Source organism: Micromonospora sp. NPDC004336 (genome assembly GCF_053602615.1).
Genome location: NZ_JBSGDY010000382.1, coordinates 1 through 1,082, shown reverse-complemented (window position 1 = coordinate 1,082; position 1,082 = coordinate 1). Strand labels below are relative to the sequence as shown.

1 protein-coding gene is annotated in these 1,082 nt (G+C 65.7%); it reads right to left on the bottom strand.

The window, feature by feature from the left end; translation table 11 throughout:
• Positions 1-1,082 (bottom strand): AAA family ATPase (locus ACWENR_RS30895; protein WP_452280456.1); only part of this gene is annotated, 1,082 nt, incomplete at both ends.

The following is a 1,082-nucleotide window of genomic DNA, read 5'->3' as shown; positions in this document are numbered from 1 at the left end:
CGCGTACGGCGGATGGCCTTCGAGACGGCCTTGACCGCGTCCTCCTGCCCGATGACGCGCTTGTGCAGCTCGTCCTCCATCCGCAGCAGACGCGACGTCTCCTCCTCGGTCAACTTGTAGACCGGAATACCGGTCCAGTTACCGAGAACCTCGGCGATCTGCTCGTCGTCGACCTCACTGACGACGTCCAGGTCGCCGGCCTTCCACTCCTTCTCCCGCTGCGCCTTCTGACCCAGCAGCTGCTTCTCCTTGTCCCGCAGCTGAGCGGCGCGCTCGAAGTCCTGCGCGTCGATCGCGGACTCCTTGTCCCGACGCACCTGAGCGATCCGCTCGTCGAAGTCACGCAGGTCCGGCGGCGCCGTCATCCGACGGATCCGCATCCGCGCACCCGCCTCGTCGATCAGATCGATCGCCTTGTCCGGCAGGAACCGATCCGAGATGTACCGGTCAGCAAGCGTCGCCGCCGCCACCAGAGCGGCGTCGGTGATGGAGACGCGGTGGTGGGCCTCGTAACGGTCCCGCAGCCCCTTGAGGATCTCGATGGTGTGGGCCAGCGAGGGCTCACCGACCTGGATCGGCTGGAACCGGCGCTCGAGGGCCGCGTCCTTCTCGAGGTGCTTGCGGTACTCATCCAGGGTGGTCGCGCCGATGGTCTGCAGCTCACCACGCGCCAGCATCGGCTTGAGAATGCTCGCCGCGTCGATCGCGCCCTCGGCGGCACCCGCACCCACCAAGGTGTGGATCTCGTCGATGAACAAGATGATGTCACCCCGGGTACGGATCTCCTTGAGCACCTTCTTCAGGCGCTCCTCGAAATCACCCCGATAGCGGGAACCCGCGACCAGAGCACCCAGGTCGAGGGTGTAGAGCTGCTTGTCCTTCAGCGTCTCCGGCACCTCACCCTTGATGATCTTCTGGGACAGGCCCTCCACCACAGCCGTCTTACCGACGCCAGGCTCACCGATCAACACCGGGTTGTTCTTCGTCCGGCGGGACAGCACCTGCATGACCCGCTCGATCTCCTTCTCCCGCCCGATCACCGGGTCGAGCTTGCCCTCCCGGGCAGCCTGAGTCAGGTTCCG